Raw genomic sequence first — 15778 nt, 5'->3', positions numbered from 1 at the left:
CTTTTTCTTTATTTTATCATGAAAAAGGGCATAAAAACATATGTTTTGTGCAATTTTTAATTTTCAAACACGCTCTAGCACCTAACTTGTCCTCTTTTAATAACCGCATGAGTTGTTCCCGTTGTTTCTGTGTGCTTTTCTTCACGTTTGCCCTCTGTGCGTTCTGTTTGGCGTAAAGTTGGCAAAGCGTCATTTTCTTGCCTGTGCTGTCGATACCGTCCTCAATATCCCGTCTTATCTGCTGTTCCAGTTCACGAAGTGAGGGTTTATCCCGTTTTCCCTTTGGTGTTGGGTCTGTGGGTGTCAATCTCCAGGCATACACATATTTTGTGTTTCCAAATGCGTCCACATATTTATATAAGTATTTCCCGTCTGTTCGTTGGCTCTCTCCAGTATGCAGGATACGTCCTTTGCTATCCCGTCTTTTTTCTTTCATGGTGTCTGCTCCTTTCCTTGTTGGAAAGAGCCTTGATATGACTTGTGTTCATCATAACACATACAAGGCTCATTTGCATTAGATTGCGTCCAATTTATCAATGACCTTTTCAAACTGTCGGCGTTTAATCTGTATGCGGTTGCCATTCATAATGAGCCAGCCAGCGTCCTTGTTTTCCTCTGCCAAGCGTCTTAGCTTGTTTTCTCCGATACGGAAATATTTTGACGCTTCTTCAATGGTAAGGGTGTATTTTTCCCATACGGGAATATCGTTGTTATTCATCAGATACCCCCTTTCCCATGTTTCGTGTCATACTGGATATAGGGGATAAGGTCGGTGCGGTTTATCCTCTGTAAATGGGCGGTCAGTTTACTGGAAAGGGAAGTGCTGTATCTTGCCTTATCAAGCATAGTTCCCACCCGTTCCAGTCCACCTAATGCGTCATGTTCTTCCAAGAAATAGAAACTTTTGACAGCAGAAATCACGCCACCCTCTGTGAGCCATTGCTGTGTTTCCTCAAGGGAATTTTGCTGTTTTGGTACTTGCAGTTTCAAGACTTCCACAGCCCCTAAAAAGCGTTCCCAAAACCGACACGTTTTCCATCTGCTTTTATTACTTTCGTTTCTGTTTGGCACAACAAAGCGTAGGTTGTTTGCCAATAACCCGAAAGCCAGTTTCCCAAGTTCCAGCGGTCTGTCTTTGAATGTCATGGCAAAGACATGAGCCTTATCATCACGCAGTTGCATTTCTGTCCGTTTCCAACTGCCGACTTCATTAAGTGTCTTATTATGTTTTGAACATACTTCCTTATCCTTGTCATAAAAGCGGTAAGACAATCCCGATTTACCAGCACCGATATAAACAGTCTTTGCGGTGTCGAAATCATCAAACTTGCTTTCATCAAAGTGGTAGCCCTCACTATTCGAGATAAATTCCTCTTTTTCGCATTTCTTCTTTATCTGCTCTATGGTAAAGAATGGCTTTTCGTTCTTATCATCAATGGCAATATCAAGCCTTGTGAAATGGAAATTATCCAGTCCGTATCTTCGCTCACAATGTTTGAACATATCCCCAAAGGTATAATTCCTACTGTCGAGAATACGGAAAATATCATCACAACCTCTGCCGGTCATAACAAGATAACAGCCTAACCCTTGTGGGTTGTCCTCTGTCTTTCTTGCGTCCCCCGATACATAAATATCTCCAATCTGCCAGCGTGCTTGATAAGTCTTGAATTTAACGCTTGCCGGATAGACATTGAAAATGTCAGTCGGTAAACCTAAAATGTGCATGATGACATCTTCTGCGGTTGCGGTTTCAAATACAATGCTGATGTAATCAATCTTAACGGATAAATTTTCGTGTGTTGCGATACTTCATTACTCCTTTCGTATGCCCCGATTTTTTGCGGGGTATAAATTGCATTTTTTCCTTTATTTATCACAGTTTCTAGGTACTATGACATGTATACGCAGGGCGGTGTTACATATACGCCCTTTATGAACGCCTAAAGGCGTTCCCTTTCTTCCTGTGTCTGATCCGTTCTTAACGCTCACGAGCCTTGTAAGGCTCGTGGCTAAACGGAACAGCCCCAGTCAGAAACCTTATTTTCGGTCTGATAGTCCATGCTTATTCATGCTATCAAAGTGAAAATATATCTTTTCTATGCTTACTCAAGCGTGTGATTAACCCTAGCGTGCTTAATCACTCTATCTAACACGATAATAACGCCATTAGAATTACTTGTCAAGAAGTTTTTGTTGACTTTTAGATATATATTAAGTATGATATGCTTATAAATACCAATAAAAGCAATGAAAGGAGTGTTTATACTAAGTCATGGAGCATTACGAAAAGAAAATCAGTTTCTTAGGAGAGAACATACAGACCATAAGAAAACACAGAGGAATGAAACAACAAGAACTTGCGGACAAAATCGGTATCAATATGCAGAGCCTTTCCAAGATTGAACGAGGTGTGAATTATCCTACCTTTGATACATTAGAAAAGATAATGGACGTGCTGGGTGTAACGCCCAATGAATTATTATCGGGAGAATGGAAGTATGTTAATCAAGCCGAAAAGGAAGTCTGTCAGTTTTTAAGAATTGAAGAAAGACTAAATGCAGAACTGAAACATGGGCATTATGACAATTTCTTTGACAGCGAGGAAGAATGGCTGGAATATGAGTTAGAGAAGTTACGGGAATATATTACCGACTACATCAACGGGAAAAGCATTGTAGCGTCCGACCTTTACCCAATCAAAGAATTTATCCAGCATTTGAAATTTCAAAAACTGTTAGACCGCTATGATGATTTATACAGCATGGATATGTTCGGGGAAAGCATAGAGGGGCATAAATATAGGACACCATATCAAGTCGTAAAAATGATAAACCCCAATTCAAAAGAAGATATGGAATTATTACGGGAAGTATTGAAAAATAACCATTTTGATGATGAGGACGAATAGCTTTTTTCCTCTTTGTAGAAGATACAGCAAACAAAAAGCCCAGTAAAGAGTGCAAAGCACCACCAATGGTGGCAAGGCTCTTGACAGGGCTTTTTCTTTTCTGTTTCTGGCAGACAAGAGGAAACAAGGTGTAGTGTCATGAGTTTATCGACAATCAGACAAAGGCGACGCAAGTATCACAGTATGAGCTTATGCTCCATAAGGATAGTAACTGGAAAATTGTAACATAATTATTGACGGCGTATAATCTCATGGAAAAAAATACGCCGTCATAAAATAATAAGAAAACAGTATAAAAACATTGACTTTTAGAGATTGAGTATTATAATAAAAATGACAAGTATACTTGGTATTTTTGGAAAGGGGTAATATAAATGGATAAAGAAAAAATACTGTCACAAAACAAAAAAGATAACTTATATCTTGATGAGTATGAAAAACACATTAAACTTAAAGGGAAATCTTTTGGGCTAATGTTTGTGTTGCTTGTCTGCATTTTAATCTTTGTTATTAAGGTTATTTGTAAAGAACCTTACAATGACATAATGACAATTATTTGGTCGGTAGCATTTGGATATATGAGTTATGAAGCATATCTTTCAAGAAGTAAACCTAAATTTGTTACTGCCCTATTCTTTGTCCTATTTATGTTGTATTACTTTTATAAATTTTTGACAGCAGGTTTGTAATATGAACGAACATTTAATTTTAAAAAATAGATTAAAAGAGGTGCGAAAAGAAAAAAAATTATCGCAAACGGAATTAGCAGAAATGGTTGGAGTTTCCCGTAACACAATAAGTTCTATTGAAACAGGACAGTTCAATCCAACAGCAAAATTAGCATTAGTGCTTTGTATAGCTTTAGATAAAAAATTTGAGGAATTATTTTATTTTGATTAAGGAGTGTATGATTATGGAAATAGAAGAAGTGGTTGTTGAAATAGTTATGGGATTGTTTTTATTATTTTTATCTTATCAAGTGGGTATAAAAGAAAATATTACTTTCTTACATAGTTATCATTATACACATCTCAACCCAAAAGATAAAAAAGCGTTTACAAAAAGAATAGGAATAGGTTCTCTGCTGGTTAGCATTGGCGTTATTGCTATGCCGATTATCAATTTAATCTCTCATTCTGAATTAGGCTACTACATAGGGCTTACTTTGATTGTTGTAGGAGTGTTTTATATCATATTCATCATTGTAAAATACAACGGAAAACTTATTAGCTTTAAAAAGTAGAATTGAGGTATGAATATAATAGGAATAAAAAAACGAGATATAAAAAGGCGTTAAAGTTTGAAATCAAATGAAGTAATCAACGGAATAAACAAAGAAAATATAGGGAGAGGCACAGTTATTTGTGCTATCTCCCTTAGTCGTTTTATCATCATATCAAGGCTCATTCAATCGTGGTAAATTCGTGGTAAAATGAATGGTTTTCTATACTTCAAAATACTTGAAAGTATAGTGTTTATGCGGATAATCGAAAATTAGATATAAAATTTCGGTATAAACACAATGTGATACTGGCATTTCCAACGAGTATGTGATAAACTTTTATTGTCCATTTGGACCGCCTCCTTTGATTTTGAGTTTGGCTTGCGACACCATTCTCATTCTATCACAGGAGGCTTTATTTTGTTATCCTCACCACTTCCGACTACTCTATTCTCCCCAGCATAGCTGGGGGATTAGACTTTTCATTCATTTCATTTTTTCTTTCCGTTATGGCAAGTATAGTAGCCTACTATATCTGCAAATGGCTGGGCGGTAAGAAATAACTGGCAGCCAGCCTAAGGTTTAAGCCGCCTTGCCCAAAAGGCACAGAAAGCCCCACGAGTTGCAGCTCGTGGGGCTTTTGTTGACTTTGCAAGCCATTCATTTCATTGCCTATCGGCATTATAGCATATGAAAATTTAAAATGCAATATTCTTAAGTTTTAAAAATAAGATTTCTTTTTCATCTATTTTTCCACAACGCAAAAACCGGAATGCTTACACATTCCGGTTTCCAGTAGAGCGCGAGACGGGATTCGAACCCGCGACCCCAACCTTGGCAAGGTTGTACTCCACCCCTGAGCCACTCGCGCATTTATTAATTTTTATCTTGCTAAGTGCTCGCTGCACCTTACAAATGATACTATACAGGAACTCCCCTCATTTGTCAATACCTATTTTCAATTTTTTTCAAAAAAAATCAAAAGTATCTACGATTCCCTCAATTTTCGCTCTCCATCAGACACCCGCACAGCTGTCTTCCCCCCACAAATTCACACCGAACCACCCTCCTGACGAATCCAGACTCCTTTCCATCCGTCCTCCCAACCCCACATGCTCACGCCGATCCGCCTCCTGGCGGATCCAGACGCTTTACCCCCGTCCCCACCGTCAGACCTCGCGTGGCTTCGTACCTGCGGTGCAGCGGGCGAGGTCGTCCGAGGTTGTCCGAGGTCGTCCGTATTCACCTCTACGCCTTCAGAATCGCGCTCAGCACATACTGATTATTTGAGAAGTTTTTCTGCGAAATATCCCCGAGTCTGATCAGGTCAACATCCAGCCACAGCTCCTCTGCTGCCACCATCATATTTGCAAACATAATCCCGAAATTCACCTCATCCCACTTCCGAAGCTTCTCCACACTGTGCTTCTTCGAGAAAATATGAATCCTGTTATCATACACCACAAATCTCCACGGCTGGCTGTTCATACTGGATGGCGACAGTCTCGCCGCTTCCAGCATCTGCGTCATCCACTGCCGCGGCACCTCTTTGAACACACAAAGATCCTCCAGCGGCAGTCTCTTTGCTTCACTTTGCCGTCTCGTATGCGAACCATGACTCTTACCAAAAGCGACGATCCCCACCAGCCGCTTTCCGTTCTTCTCAAGCTCCGCCTTTTTCACACGATTACTTCCGATAAAGCAGGTTCCCAGTCCGATACTGCACAGATACAGCACCATCTGTTCCATAATATAACCCACGTTCATCAGATATCGTTCTGACTCCTCCGAATAAAAAGCCATATAATACGGCGCCTTCACACTGAACATACTGAGCATTCTCTCCTGCCCTTTTCTGTTGTCCAGAATCGCCATGTCCACACCGATGCCCGAAAACAGTGCCGGCATCTCCTTATAATGCTCCCAAATCTTATCCAAAGTCTGCGGCGGAAGCGTATCAAAACAATAATTCCTTACTGATTTTCTAACAAAAATAGCCTCATATAAATTCATACTCTCACCCTTACTTCATCTGCTATCCGTCTGTTTTTGTTACAGTTCACTGCTGAATGAACAGTAATATTTCTTTCATAGCCGGCCGCGGCCCGCTCCCCATTTTTACAGGAGCAAAGCCGCATTCCGAAAAATTTACGTTTAATCTTCCGCATTCGACAGAAATACGGAAATTCTCCCTCTTAATCGCAAATATTTTTCAATTTCCAGCTCATCCATTTTTACTCTGTAATAATATTGTAACATATCCAAAAACTTTTTCAAGGGAAAAACGCGCCAAATTTTGTATATTTTTCACACATATTTCCCATCAAATTTATGCAACTTTAAAACCTGTGCTTACGCTTCCGCGGTCAGCTTCTCCAGCTCCTCCACATAAGAAGCAAACACATCCAGCGCCTCTTCCACCGGCTCCGGCTTCGTCATATCGACGCCGCAGATCTTCAAAAGGTCAATCGGATCCATCGAGCAGCCGCCGCTTAAGAACTGTTTGTACTTCTCCACGATACCCGGCTCCCCTGCCAGGATCTTGCTGCTGATCGCAATCGCCGCCGAAAATCCCGTTGCATACTGATATACATAGAACGGTGTATAAAAATGCGGAATTCTCGCCCATTCCAGCGCGATCTGCGGATCCGAAATCATATCCGGTCCGAAATACTCCTTGTTGATCGACAGATACAGCTCCGAAATACCGTCCGCCGTCAGCGTGCCTTCCTCTGCCATCTTCTCATGAATCCGCTTCTCAAACTCCGCAAACATCGTCTGGCGGAACACCGTTCCCTTAAACTGATCCAGGAAATAATTCAGCAGGAAAATCTTCTCCTCTTTTTCTTTCGCATGCTTCAGCAGATAGCGGATCAGCAGTGCCTCGTTGCAGGTTGATGCCACCTCAGCGACAAAGAGGCGGTACTCCGCATACGTAAACGGCTGCGTATGGTTCGAATACCAGGAATGCAGCGAATGGCCCATCTCATGCGCCAGTGTGAAGACCGAATCGATATTTCCGTTAAAGCTCATCAGCACATACGGATGGGAATCGTAAGAACCCCAGGAGTAAGCACCGCTCTTTTTTCCTTCGTTCTCATAAACATCCACCCAGCGCTCCGAAAAGCCCTTGTCCAGCAGTGCCACATAATCATCCCCGAGCACGGCAAGCGCTTTCTTCACGATCTCGATCGCCTGCTCATACGTATATTTCTGCTCGTACTCTTTCGTCAGAGAAACGTAAACATCATACATATGAAGTTCATCCACACCGAGCAGCTTTTTACGCAGTGCCACGTAGCGGTACATCGCCGGCATTTTTGCATGAATCGCCTCGAGCAGCTTGTCGTAAACCGAAACCGGGATATTTCCGCCATCCAGCGATGCAGCCAGTGCAGATGGATATTTTCTTACATCTGCAAAGAATGCGGCCTGTTTCAGATTGGCACCGAACGTTGCGGCGAGCATGTTTTTGTGTTTTTCATACTCCGCATAATACTTCTCAAACGCTTCTTTTCTGACCCGGCGGTCCTTCGACTGTAAAAATCCGACGAAGGTGCCGTGGCTCAGTGGAACCTGATTTTCCTCTTCATCCGTGACCGGCTGGAATCTGAGGTCTGCGTTCGAAAATGCCGAGAAAATCTGATCCGGGCTGGATGCCATCTCTCCGGCTTTTGCAAGAACCGCCTCCATCTCCGGCGAGAGAATGTGCTCTTTCTTGCGGAAATTTTCTTTTAATATGCGATCGTACAGACGGAGCGGCTCATATGCTTTTTCAAATTCTGTAACCGTCTCCTCGTCAAGCTCCAGGATCTCTGGCTCTACGAAAGAAGAGGCATCCGCAAGAACAGCCATCATGCTGTCCATCTTTCCGGCATAGCCCTGATACTTCTGATTTCCCATATCCTGGTGATATTTCTGGCTTGCATAGACATACAGGCTGGAAAAGACGCGGCTGATGTCATCCAGACCGGAAAGAACGTCATACAGCGCTTTTGCACTCTCTTTCATTGTTCCCTGTTTTGCGCGGAACGCTTCTATTTTCTTCGCAAGCTCCTGCTCTGTTTTCTCAAATTCTTCATCACTACCAAACAAACTCGAAAGATCCCAGCAGTACGCCGGATCCATCTCTTCTCTTTTTTTCAGTTTAATTTCTGCCATATTTCTCCCTTCATCCATCTTTTTAGACGGAACTATTTCTGCGGTTTTTCTTCTAATACTAATGTGCCGCACTTACGCTTAGTTTACCACAATTTAACCTCTAAATCTAAAATTTTTTCTTAATTTTCTTGACAAATCCATAAACCGATTGTATGATTGTACTATCAAATTAATACAGTAGTACAAAAGGAGTGAATGCCATATGCCATGGAATCTTGATTCCTCGCGGCCGATCTATCTGCAGATCATCGAGCGGGTACAGATGGACATCATCACCGGGCGCTATCAGCCGGGCGATAAGCTTCCGTCCGTCCGCGATCTCGCGCAGGAGGCCGCCGTCAACCCGAACACAATGCAGAAAGCGCTTTCCGAACTGGAACGCAGCGGACTGATCTATTCCCAGCGGACCAGCGGACGCTTTATTACCGAAGATAAGGAGTTGATTCATCAGATGAAAAAAGAACTTGCCGCCGCAGAAGTATCTGCTTTTGTTGCCCACATGAAACAGCTCGGCATAACCCCGGAGGAAATCCGGCAGCTACTTGCCGAAACGATTGAGGAGGAAGAAAATCATGAGTGAACTTGTAACGTGTAAAGACCTGACGAAGCGCTTCGGAAACCACACCGCGCTCGATCATCTCAACCTTTCCCTGGATTCCGGGAAAATTATCGGACTGCTGGGGCCCAACGGAAGCGGAAAGACGACGCTCTTAAAGCTGCTGAACGGACTGCTGACCCCGAGTGAGGGTGAAGTCCTCATCGCCGGAAATCATCCCGGTATTGAGACAAAACGGATCGTCTCCTATCTGCCGGATAAAATGTATCTCGGCAGCTGGATGCGCGTCTCGGATCTTTTAACGTATTACAGCGATTTCTTTGAGGACTTTGACATGTCCCGCGCCAATGCCATGCTGGAATCCTTAAAAATCAGCCCGAAGGACCGTTTGAAAACGATGTCGAAGGGAACGAAAGAGAAAGTCCAGCTCATCCTCACGATGAGCCGCCGCGCAAAGCTCTACTGCCTCGACGAGCCGATTGCAGGCGTCGATCCGGCAGCACGCGATTACATTTTATCTACGATTTTAAACAACTACGAACCAGACGCATCCATCCTCATCTCAACACATCTGATTTCCGATGTCGAAAATATTCTCGATGAGGTCATCTTTATCCAGGAGGGTCAGTTAAAGCTGCACGCCTCGGTTGAGGATATCCGGATGCAGGAGGGTGAATCGATTGATTCTTATTTCAGGGAGGTATTCAAATGTTAAAAAAATGTCTGAAACATGAGTGGAAAGCATGCTGGAAAAACATGGCGCTGCTGAACGGTGTCGCCATTTTCATGGGCGCTCTCGGAGGCTTCGGATTCCTCTTTTCCCATATTTCTGAGCTGCCGGATCTGCTGATCGTCCTCTATCTGTTTGCATACGTTTTGATTGTGATCGCCGCATCCGTCATGACACAGGTGCTGATGATCCAGCGCTACTATAAAAATCTTTTTACCGACGAAGGGTATCTGACCAACGTCCTTCCGGTATCGGCAACGGATCATATTCTCTCCAAAATGCTGGTTTTCGGCGCATGGAGCATCTTAAACGCACTTTCCGTTCTCGCTTCCTTCGCTTTTTTGCTTCTGCCGTCCGCAATCCGGTATTTTACCGCAAACACCCTGCTTTTTTACAACAAGACCATGACCTTTTCCGATTTTCTGTCCTATCTCTGGGCACAGATTACCGGTGTTGCCGATGCTGCTTTTTCCCTGATCGGCATCACGAACCACATCGGTATGGCACTGTTTTCCATCGTTGGCTTCTTCGCTTCGCTGTTCTTTGGCATTCTTCTGTTCTATGCCGCCATCAGCATCGGAAGCCTGGTATCCAGCCACAAAATTCTGACGGCTGTCCTCTCTTACATCGGCATGACTACCGTGATCCAGATCTTCGGCGGAATCAGCATCGTCCGTGTTTTCCAGGACTCCACACCGACTGCTGTGGTTACCACATCCTCGGTTTCCACACTTATCATCACCGTGGTGCTCTGCGTTGTTCTGTTCCTGATCTGCCGCTATATCTTAAGCAGACGGCTGAATCTTTCATAAAAATTGCATTAAAAAGCGCCGCCGCGGACGAACCGAATCGTCTGCGGCGGCGTTTTGTATGCATGTTCTGCACTTATGCCAGATGCCAGATATCCTCGTTGTACTGTGCAATGGTACGGTCGGAGGAGAAGAAGCCTGCTTTTGCGATGTTGATCAGGCACTTCTTGTTCCATGCATCTTTGTTCTCGTAGTCTTTGTATACTCTTTCTTTTGTCTTGATGTACTCTTTCAGGTCGAGCAGCGTCATGAACCAGTCTTTGTTCAAGATCTCTTTGTAGAGTCTCTCCAAGCAAACCTTGTCGCCGATAGCAAGAAGCTCATCGCTGACGATGAAATCAACCAGCTTTGCAATCTCCGGATCTTCGTCATAGATGTCTTTTGAGCAGTAAGCAGCATCTGCGTACAGGTCGATGACATCCTGCGGTTTCTTTCCGAAGATGTAGATGTTCTCTTTTCCGACAAGATCGCCAATCTCAACGTTTGCACCGTCTTCTGTTCCAAGCGTCAGGGCACCGTTCAGCATGAATTTCATGTTTCCGGTTCCGGAAGCCTCTTTGGATGCCAGGGAGATCTGCTCGGAGATATCTGCTGCCGGGATCACCTTTGCAGCTTTTGATACGTTGTAGTTCTCAAGCATAATCACTTTGAAGTACGGGCTTACCTCAGGATCATTATCAATCAGCTCCTGCAGGCACAGGATCAGATGGATGATATCTTTTGCGATGATATAAGCCGGTGCAGCCTTTGCACCGAATACCATGGTGATCGGGGTTTTCGGCTTGTTTCCGCTCTTGATATCCATGTATTTGTAAATAGCGTACAGGGCATTCATCTGCTGGCGTTTGTACTCATGAAGACGTTTTACCTGTACATCGATGATGGAATTTTCATCCAGCGCGATATTCTGTGTCTCATACAGGAACTGTTTGAGATCCAGTTTGCGGTTGTGTTTGATCTCCTCAAGTTTTGCAAGAACCTTCTTGTTGTCTTTGTATTTAAGCAGTTTTTCCAGCTCGTCGGCATCTTTTTTGAATCCCGGTCCGATCAGGCTCTCAATATACTGTGCCAGTTCACGGTTGCAGTGCAGCAGCCAGCGGCGGAAAGTGATTCCGTTTGTCTTGTTGTTGAATTTCTCCGGATAAATATCGTAGAACGGTTTCAGCTCGGAGTTTTTCAGGATCTCGGTGTGCAGTGCTGCAACGCCGTTAACAGAAAATCCGTAGTGGATATCCATGTGTGCCATATGGACGCGCTGATCCTTATCGATGATCGCTACTTTCTCATCTTTGTATTTCTTCTTTGCCTGTGCGTCCAGCTCGTGGATAATCGGCATCAGGTGCGGAACAACCTCCTCGAGGTAATCGATCGGCCATTTTTCCAGTGCCTCTGCCAGGATGGTGTGGTTGGTGTAAGCACAGGTCTTGCTTACAACATCGATGGCTTCCTGCATGGTAAAGCCTCTCTCCTGCAGCAGACGGATCAGCTCCGGAATGACCATGGACGGATGAGTATCGTTGATCTGGATCACAACGTGATCATACAGCTTATGCAGATCGTAGCCCTTCTGCTCGCACTCCATGAGGATAAACTGTGCGCCGTTGCTGACCATGAAATACTGCTGGTAGATACGAAGCAGCTGTCCGGCACGGTCGCTGTCATCCGGGTAGAGGAACAGTGTCAGGTTTTTCTGGATCTGATGCTTGTCAAAGTTGATGCTGTCTGATGGAACGATACTCTCGTCTACCGTATCTACATCGAACAGATGCAGACGGTTACAGCCATTGTTGTAACCCGGTACGTCGATATCATACAGGGTAGAATGCATCGTGAAGTTTTTATACGGAACTGCAAAGGATACCGGCTGTCTGACGAGCCAGCTCTCATTTGTGATCCATGGATTTTTCACTTCTTTCTGTTTGTGGTCGACCAGAAGCTGGCGGAACAGACCGAAGTGATAATTAAGGCCGATACCGTCTCCCGGCAGGCCAAGCGTTGCGATAGAATCAAGGAAGCATGCTGCCAGACGGCCGAGACCTCCGTTTCCAAGGGACGGCTCCATTTCCATCTCCTCGATCTCGGTCAGCTCTCTTCCGTGAGCTGCAAGTGCTTTTTCAACTTCCTCGTACATGCCAAGGTTAATCAGGTTATTGGACAGCAGTTTTCCGATCAGAAACTCTGCTGAAATATAATACAGCTTCTTACTTCCGGTGTTTCTTTTGCGACCTGCCATCTCCTGTTTGGTGATAACCATCAGGGCTTCAAAGATTTCGCTCTTTGTGCAGTTGTCCAGATCTCTTCCAAAACGCTCTTTTAAGATTGCCTGAATTCTTTCTTCCATTTTTTTCTCCTCGTATTGCTGTGGATAAATTCCCACAGTGTCATTTAGTTGCGCTGCCATTCCAGATTTCCTGCAATTGGCAGCTTTCGCAGTTCCATTCAAAGCTTTTCCCTGAATGGGACGGTTCACTTCTGAATCACTTTTGGGGGCAGCGAAACAGCAAATATTTTACTGCTGCGCGATCCGCGACTTCGTAGATTCCCTTACGACGAGTTCCCCATCGTATACTTTGCTGCAGGGTTCTTCTTTTCCTGAAATTAAGGAAAACAGCATCTTCGCCGTCTCTGCGGCAAGCTGCTCCACCGGCTGACGGATCGTTGTGATACTGGGTATATAATACTCTCCCGCATCAATTCCGTCAAATCCGGCAACGGAAATATCATCCGGCACGGTAAGCCCGGCCTCTTTTAAGGCACGGCACGCACCGATTGCCAGCGTATCCGCGGTGGCATACAGCGCGGAAAACTCCGTCTTTTTTTCCAGAATTTCTTTTGTTATCTTGTACCCTGTGGCGAAAGAATACGTGTCGTCCTTCGTCATATGAAATACCAGATCAGGGTCATAAGGTATCCCATGATCCAGTAAAGCCTGGCGGTACGCATTCAGACGGAGGCGTCCGATACTGATGTCGTCCTCGCAGGCGGTAATGATGGCAATGCGCCGGTGCCCGAGACCACAGAGATAATCTACCATCTTATAGCTTTCCCTGTAGTCATCGACCGATACGCTCGCGCACGGTTTTCCTCCGTCTGAAACCGCCCCGATTGTACTGATCACGTACGGAACCGGGATCTGCGCCATTTTCTCATGCGGATGCGTAAAGTTTCCGCCGAGGAAAATGATGCCGCGCAGCCGTTTTTCTTTGACGATCTCGATCGCGGAGTCTACCTCATTTGCCTTTTCCTCTACTCGCTCAATAATGCAGGCGTATTTCTTTTTTCGCACAACCTCTTCAATCACACTGATCATGTTGTTGAAGAACATGTTGTCCATGCCTTTTACCAGAATGGCAATCGCTTTGGCATTCGACCGCTTCAGGTTTCTGGCACTGTTGTTCGGTACGTAATTCGATTCGGCAATCACCTTTAAGATCATCTCTTTTGTTTCCGGATTGATGTCCGGATGATTGTTCATCGCTCTCGATACGGTACTCACGCCTACCTTACATTTGCGGGCAATGTCCCTGATTGTTACCTGTTCCATATTCTGCAGGCCTCTCCTTTAAACTCTGTACCTGTTCTGCCGGAATCTCTTCCGGCTTGTTTTCCCGGCCTGTTTTGCTTTCTCTCCGGCGCGTATTTTTATTTTGCAATACGTGCTGTAATCTGTGTCAGCCGGTGAATTCTCTTTGCCATTTCCGGTGTAAACTGTCCCGGAAGCAGGCGCCATTTCCAGTTATTTCCAAGTGTGGACGGATAGTTGATTCTTGCCTCCGTTCCAAGACCTAAAAATTCCTGCATCGGAGTGACAGCCAGATTTGCCACGCTCTCCATTGACATGCGAATGAAATCCCACGGGAGTTCCTCGTCGGTACTCTTTGCATTTCCCATATACTCTTTGGAGAATTCGCGGTCTTCCTCACTCATGACATAATACCATCCAAGAATGGTATCATTGTCGTGCGTTCCGGTGTAGACAACACAGTTTCTCTCGTAATTGTGCGGCAGATAATCACTCGCCTCACGGGAGTCAAAAGCAAACTGCAGCACCTTCATACCCGGATAGCCGGATTCTTTCACCATTTCGATCACGCTCTCGGTAAGATATCCCAGGTCTTCTGCGATGACATCCACATCGCCGAGCTTTTCTTTGACGGTGTTGAACAGATCCATGCCCGGTCCTTTTTCCCAGTGGCCGCGCTCTGCCGTCTGATCACCGAACGGGATGGAATAATATTCATCAAATCCGCGGAAATGGTCGATGCGGACAGTATCGTACAGTTTAAACACGTGAGCCAGACGTAACAGCCACCATGCATAACCTGTGCTCTTATGATAGTCCCATTTGTATAACGGGTTGCCCCAGAGCTGTCCGGTTGCGGAGAACGCATCCGGCGGGCATCCGGCAACTGCTTTTGGCTGGTTGTCCTCATCAAACTGGAACAGAACCGGATTTGCCCAGGTATCGGCACTGTCAAATGCAACATAAATCGGAATATCACCGATGATACGGATACCCTTTTCATTTGCGTATGCCTTCAGTGCTTTCCACTGTTTCAGGAATATAAACTGCTGGAATTTGTAAAATGCAATCTCCTCGGCAAGTTCTTCCCGTTTCTGATTCAGTGCTGCTTCTTCTCTGTCCTTTAATTCTGCCGGCCACTCACTCCAGCTGATTCCGCCGAGTGCATCCTTAATCGCCATATACAGCGCATAATCTTCCAGCCAGTAACCATTTTCCGATACAAATGCATCATATACGTCATCTGCCGCAAATCTTTCAAATGCTTTTCTGAGTACTTTGAAACGGGACAGATAAATCTTTTCGTAATCAATATACTCTGCATTGTCGCCGAAATCGCACGCATCACACTCTTCTTCTGTCAGAAGTCCCTCTTTTACCAGGGTCTCCAGATCAATAAAATATGGATTTCCTGCAAAAGTAGAGAACGACTGGTACGGCGAATCTCCATATCCCGTCGGTCCAAGTGGAAGAATCTGCCAGTAGCTCTGGCCGGCCTCCTCCAGGCGATCCACAAATTCATATGCTTCTTTCGAAAAACATCCGATTCCATATCGGGACGGCAGCGAAGCTACCGGAAGTAAAATACCACTTGCTCTCATTTTTTAACCCTTTCTCCTTGTCGTTTTTTCTATCCATCCGACCCCACAAATACATAATTCCTGTTCACGGATACGCAGCAAATTGTAACTTATGCAACCCCTATAGCCAGCTCATTTTGTTTCGTAAAAACAGGGCTGTCGGTATCTCGTCTGTATTTCCGGAAACGGTGTCGGTAACGTTTCCGGAACTCGTTATATTTACAATACCATACTCTGCATCAAAAAACAACCCCCAACCCCCTTATCATATTTACCAAATATTGAA

The 15778-nt window shown here is 44.6% G+C and carries 14 protein-coding genes, 1 tRNA gene and 3 pseudogenes; 8 read left to right on the top strand and 10 right to left on the bottom strand.

Going from position 1 to position 15778, the window contains the following annotated elements:
• Positions 1-55 precede the first annotated feature (55 nt).
• The 3 genes and pseudogenes from I2G42_RS08860 to I2G42_RS08850 all read right to left on the bottom strand — a co-directional run.
• Positions 56-436: pseudogene (locus I2G42_RS08860) on the bottom strand (integrase DNA-binding domain-containing protein); the annotation flags it as partial.
• Between the two features lie 78 nt (positions 437-514).
• Positions 515-718, bottom strand: coding sequence for an excisionase (locus I2G42_RS08855; protein ID WP_002610247.1), 204 nt, complete (start codon positions 716-718; stop codon positions 515-517).
• Positions 718-1779 (bottom strand): replication initiation factor domain-containing protein, encoded by a 1062-nt coding sequence (locus I2G42_RS08850; protein WP_256756141.1) that lies wholly within the window; start codon positions 1777-1779, stop codon positions 718-720. The genes I2G42_RS08855 and I2G42_RS08850 overlap by 1 nt, the downstream gene beginning before the upstream one ends.
• 496 nt (positions 1780-2275) lie before the next feature.
• On the opposite strand from I2G42_RS08850, the gene I2G42_RS08845 reads away from it, so the two are divergent.
• The 5 genes and pseudogenes from I2G42_RS08845 to I2G42_RS08825 all read left to right on the top strand — a co-directional run bounded on the left by I2G42_RS08845 (position 2276) and on the right by I2G42_RS08825 (position 4154).
• Complete coding sequence (locus I2G42_RS08845) at positions 2276-2911, top strand: helix-turn-helix domain-containing protein (RefSeq protein ID WP_003127055.1); 636 nt, start codon at positions 2276-2278, stop codon at positions 2909-2911.
• A gap of 140 nt (positions 2912-3051) precedes the next feature.
• Positions 3052-3141: pseudogene (locus I2G42_RS16820) on the top strand (conjugal transfer protein); the annotation flags it as partial.
• Positions 3142-3285: 144 nt separating this feature from the next.
• Positions 3286-3600, top strand: a complete 315-nt coding sequence (locus tag I2G42_RS08835; protein WP_003127054.1) for a DUF6442 family protein — start codon at positions 3286-3288, stop codon at positions 3598-3600.
• A gap of 1 nt (position 3601) precedes the next feature.
• A complete protein-coding gene (locus I2G42_RS08830; RefSeq protein ID WP_003127053.1) occupies positions 3602-3811 on the top strand; it encodes a helix-turn-helix transcriptional regulator in 210 nt (69 codons plus the stop codon).
• Positions 3812-3824: 13 nt separating this feature from the next.
• Positions 3825-4154 carry a hypothetical protein gene (locus tag I2G42_RS08825; RefSeq protein ID WP_003127052.1) on the top strand — a complete coding sequence of 110 codons (330 nt, stop codon included), beginning with the start codon at positions 3825-3827 and terminating at the stop codon, positions 4152-4154.
• 260 nt (positions 4155-4414) lie between these two features.
• Here the strand turns inward: I2G42_RS08825 and I2G42_RS17090 are convergent.
• The 4 genes and pseudogenes from I2G42_RS17090 to pepF form a co-directional block, all read right to left on the bottom strand.
• Positions 4415-4483: pseudogene (locus tag I2G42_RS17090) on the bottom strand (IS200/IS605 family transposase); the annotation flags it as partial.
• Between the two features lie 449 nt (positions 4484-4932).
• Positions 4933-5004: transfer RNA gene (locus I2G42_RS08820), tRNA-Gly, on the bottom strand.
• 377 nt (positions 5005-5381) lie between these two features.
• Complete coding sequence (locus I2G42_RS08815; RefSeq protein WP_022462268.1) at positions 5382-6146, bottom strand: nitroreductase family protein; 765 nt, start codon at positions 6144-6146, stop codon at positions 5382-5384.
• Positions 6147-6485: 339 nt separating this feature from the next.
• On the bottom strand, positions 6486-8294 hold the full coding sequence (gene pepF, locus I2G42_RS08810; protein WP_227093653.1) for an oligoendopeptidase F: 1809 nt from the start codon (positions 8292-8294) through the stop codon (positions 6486-6488).
• Between the two features lie 202 nt (positions 8295-8496).
• Here pepF and I2G42_RS08805 point away from each other — a divergent pair, with 202 nt between their 5' ends.
• Genes I2G42_RS08805 through I2G42_RS08795 form a run of 3 tightly spaced genes read left to right on the top strand, consistent with a single transcriptional unit; the run spans position 8497 to position 10392 of the window.
• On the top strand, positions 8497-8874 hold the full coding sequence (locus I2G42_RS08805) for a GntR family transcriptional regulator (RefSeq protein ID WP_022462266.1): 378 nt from the start codon (positions 8497-8499) through the stop codon (positions 8872-8874).
• Positions 8867-9565, top strand: coding sequence for an ATP-binding cassette domain-containing protein (locus tag I2G42_RS08800; protein WP_055227982.1), 699 nt, complete (start codon positions 8867-8869; stop codon positions 9563-9565). The genes I2G42_RS08805 and I2G42_RS08800 overlap by 8 nt, the downstream gene beginning before the upstream one ends.
• Positions 9559-10392, top strand: coding sequence for a hypothetical protein (locus I2G42_RS08795; RefSeq protein WP_195530973.1), 834 nt, complete (start codon positions 9559-9561; stop codon positions 10390-10392). Before I2G42_RS08800 ends, I2G42_RS08795 begins: the two co-directional genes overlap by 7 nt.
• A gap of 73 nt (positions 10393-10465) precedes the next feature.
• Here the strand turns inward: I2G42_RS08795 and I2G42_RS08790 are convergent, their stop codons facing one another.
• The 3 genes from I2G42_RS08790 to malQ form a co-directional block, all read right to left on the bottom strand.
• Positions 10466-12730, bottom strand: coding sequence for a glycogen/starch/alpha-glucan phosphorylase (locus I2G42_RS08790; protein WP_055227980.1), 2265 nt, complete (start codon positions 12728-12730; stop codon positions 10466-10468).
• 168 nt (positions 12731-12898) lie between these two features.
• Complete coding sequence (locus tag I2G42_RS08785; protein ID WP_117802081.1) at positions 12899-13933, bottom strand: LacI family DNA-binding transcriptional regulator; 1035 nt, start codon at positions 13931-13933, stop codon at positions 12899-12901.
• Positions 13934-14031: 98 nt separating this feature from the next.
• Positions 14032-15513 carry a 4-alpha-glucanotransferase gene (malQ, locus tag I2G42_RS08780; protein WP_195530972.1) on the bottom strand — a complete coding sequence of 494 codons (1482 nt, stop codon included), beginning with the start codon at positions 15511-15513 and terminating at the stop codon, positions 14032-14034.
• Positions 15514-15778 lie beyond the last annotated feature (265 nt).

This window comes from Fusicatenibacter saccharivorans (assembly GCF_015557635.1).
Taxonomy (GTDB): Bacteria; Bacillota; Clostridia; order Lachnospirales; family Lachnospiraceae; genus Fusicatenibacter; species Fusicatenibacter saccharivorans.
Note: the sequence above shows the minus strand (reverse complement) of the source record. Positions and strands in the feature narration are given on the sequence as shown.

Excerpts from the sequence above, each read along its gene's own strand:
- I2G42_RS08805 (WP_022462266.1), top strand. The coding sequence starts at position 8,497 with ATGCCATGGAATCTTGATTCCTCGCGGCCGATCTATCTGCAGATCATC.
- pepF (WP_227093653.1), bottom strand. The coding sequence starts at position 8,294 with ATGGCAGAAATTAAACTGAAAAAAAGAGAAGAGATGGATCCGGCGTAC.
- I2G42_RS08785 (WP_117802081.1), bottom strand. The coding sequence starts at position 13,933 with ATGGAACAGGTAACAATCAGGGACATTGCCCGCAAATGTAAGGTAGGC.
- I2G42_RS08790 (WP_055227980.1), bottom strand. The coding sequence starts at position 12,730 with ATGGAAGAAAGAATTCAGGCAATCTTAAAAGAGCGTTTTGGAAGAGAT.
- malQ (WP_195530972.1), bottom strand. The coding sequence starts at position 15,513 with ATGAGAGCAAGTGGTATTTTACTTCCGGTAGCTTCGCTGCCGTCCCGA.
- I2G42_RS08835 (WP_003127054.1), top strand. The coding sequence starts at position 3,286 with ATGGATAAAGAAAAAATACTGTCACAAAACAAAAAAGATAACTTATAT.
- I2G42_RS08800 (WP_055227982.1), top strand. The coding sequence starts at position 8,867 with ATGAGTGAACTTGTAACGTGTAAAGACCTGACGAAGCGCTTCGGAAAC.
- I2G42_RS08855 (WP_002610247.1), bottom strand. The coding sequence starts at position 718 with ATGAATAACAACGATATTCCCGTATGGGAAAAATACACCCTTACCATT.
- I2G42_RS08795 (WP_195530973.1), top strand. The coding sequence starts at position 9,559 with ATGTTAAAAAAATGTCTGAAACATGAGTGGAAAGCATGCTGGAAAAAC.
- I2G42_RS08815 (WP_022462268.1), bottom strand. The coding sequence starts at position 6,146 with ATGAATTTATATGAGGCTATTTTTGTTAGAAAATCAGTAAGGAATTAT.
- I2G42_RS08830 (WP_003127053.1), top strand. The coding sequence starts at position 3,602 with ATGAACGAACATTTAATTTTAAAAAATAGATTAAAAGAGGTGCGAAAA.
- I2G42_RS08825 (WP_003127052.1), top strand. The coding sequence starts at position 3,825 with ATGGAAATAGAAGAAGTGGTTGTTGAAATAGTTATGGGATTGTTTTTA.
- I2G42_RS08845 (WP_003127055.1), top strand. The coding sequence starts at position 2,276 with ATGGAGCATTACGAAAAGAAAATCAGTTTCTTAGGAGAGAACATACAG.